We start from the raw sequence: 2,141 nt of genomic DNA, 5'->3' as shown, positions 1-2,141 counted from the left end.
GAATCTTACGTTATTCGGGACTCTCACTCAACATACAAAACAGTGAATTATCATTATAAATCAATGTCTTGTACGATGATTACGGGTTTTAATGTGGATTTACGTCCTTTTGGTAGAGGATAATGGCAAAAGTCTTTTTGACCAGTTCTTGGGATATAGAGCGTATAGCCCCTTATCTTGAAGAAATTATTGCATCTTTTAATGCGTATGTAGAGCGTTTTAAACATGAAATTACGTTGCAAGAACTCATTGAATCTATTTGCACGGGTAAGAAACAGTTATGGCTTGTTTTGGATGATGAAGAGCGCTTTTTAGCAGCAGTCACGACCCAGATACAACAGACAGTTTTAGGAAAGAAACGCGCTCTGATTTGTGAATGTAGTGGGAAGGGCGTTCTTGATCAAGTTGACAATTTGCAAGTTGTAGAGGATTGGGCGCGTGAGAATGGCGCTTTTGAAATGGAGATCTTGGGTCGTTTGGGTTGGAAACGTGCACTGAACAAGCAAGGTTACAGCATAGATATGCTTTATTACAGGAAGGAATTGTGAAATGGGGAGCAAGACACCAGCAACAACAGAACAAAAGCAGGTACAGACAAGCGCCCCCCCTGCTTGGTTGGAGAATGTATTTAAGCGTGGGGGTAGTGATGCGTATCATCTGTATAATACAGGGGCGGGTGGTAATGTGTATGGGGGACCTCGTATTGCCCCGTTAAGTGATCAAACGCGCTATGGCATTAGTGGTCTTGGCAGTATTCCTCATCATTATCAAAATCGCTCTTTGATGAATACAATCTATAATCCAACGTCGGCAGCCATGAATCTTAGACATATGGCTTCTGGTGGTATGGTGGGACAGAATCCGTCTTTTAATGCCGCCCTTCAAAATAGCTTAGACCGTGTAAGAAATATCATATCAAAAAACGCAATAAAGTCAATATGTTGTTTGCAATTATTTTATATGAATCCACTCAAGAATCCATCCTTTTATGCATGTTTAAATTGACTATTTTTTATATAAGATTGCCATGTATGAATAGACCATAAAAAGCAAATCATGATGTAAATATTATAACGCATGTAAACGTTCAAATGAAATGAAAAGCAGCTATCATTCATAACAGTTCATAAATTTTATGATACGTTTTTATCACAGCACAAATCACATTGTTTAAAATTTAGTTGTTTGAAATAATCGATAACATATGTTTAAAGATTACATCTTGTTTTAAAGATTGGTTTGTTTAATCGTATAAAGAACAAAATTATTGGTTCCCAAAATTGGGAAGCATAAAATCTATATTTATTATAGCAATATCTTATCACCTATTAGAGGATAATCGTTTGAAACTGTCATAAGCTTATAGGTTTAATTTATAAAGATTGCATAAAAGGATTTAAAGACAAATCGCTTTTAAAACGCTTTCTAAAAGTTTAGAAAATGATAAGTAATCAGCATAAATATAATATCATGACATATAGAATGAAAATCACAATGTTATGTCTTATGAAAGAGAAAGCTTTTTAATGATATAACGCAAGCAAGAAAACTTCAAAACCATTGTAATCTCACATGGATTTTTACTCAATTTTGAGTCAAAAGCTGTAATGTTTAAAGAATGCTCTATTCTAAGATAATGTCTCCAAAAATGGACCGGCTAATATTTAAAGAAATTAGGTTTTATGAAAAGTACAAATACGCTTATGAGAACCTCTTTAAATGCACGTTTAAACGTTTGAAACATAAAATGAGATCTTTATAAGAAACGTTAAAACTTTTTTTTATTACAGTTATAACTTAGTTATCATTTGCTCTTAAGAACGTTTCATTTATGAAAAACGAAGATCTAGATTTCACAGCAGAGCAAAATCTTAAAAACCTTACACTTTATAAAAGCGTTTGTTTATTTATCTTATGAAAAGCTGCTTTGTAAAAACCAATGCTCGTAAATGTAAAAAGAACGTTTTTTACAGATATTTATTGAATATGCATTTGCTTTTGATTGGATTGTTAAAGCTACCGAGCATTTTGATTTGTTTGATACGTTTGATAGCCATGAAAGCGTTTATAGGCTCTCTCATTCAAATGAGTGATTAAAGATCATACGCACATTTACGTTTCTTTTGATAAGTTTTCATATC

Annotated in this window: 2 protein-coding genes; both read left to right on the top strand. The window is 33.3% G+C overall.

Features of this window, described 5'->3' with window-relative positions; all coding sequences use genetic code 11:
• The first annotated feature begins 122 nt into the window (after positions 1-122).
• A complete protein-coding gene (locus tag ACFIKH_RS08975) occupies positions 123-548 on the top strand; it encodes a hypothetical protein (RefSeq protein ID WP_375671519.1) in 426 nt (141 codons plus the stop codon).
• A gap of 1 nt (position 549) precedes the next feature.
• Positions 550-1,005: a hypothetical protein gene (locus ACFIKH_RS08970; protein ID WP_375671518.1), complete on the top strand. Its 456-nt coding sequence runs from the start codon at positions 550-552 to the stop codon at positions 1,003-1,005.
• Positions 1,006-2,141: the final 1,136 nt, after the last annotated feature.

Origin of the sequence: Bartonella sp. SD1336NMGDW (assembly GCF_042193565.1) — a bacterium.
Lineage (GTDB): Bacteria > Pseudomonadota > Alphaproteobacteria > Rhizobiales > Rhizobiaceae > Bartonella > Bartonella grahamii.
Note: the sequence above shows the minus strand (reverse complement) of the source record. Positions and strands in the feature narration are given on the sequence as shown.

Excerpts from the sequence above, each read along its gene's own strand:
- ACFIKH_RS08975 (WP_375671519.1), top strand. The coding sequence starts at position 123 with ATGGCAAAAGTCTTTTTGACCAGTTCTTGGGATATAGAGCGTATAGCC.
- ACFIKH_RS08970 (WP_375671518.1), top strand. The coding sequence starts at position 550 with ATGGGGAGCAAGACACCAGCAACAACAGAACAAAAGCAGGTACAGACA.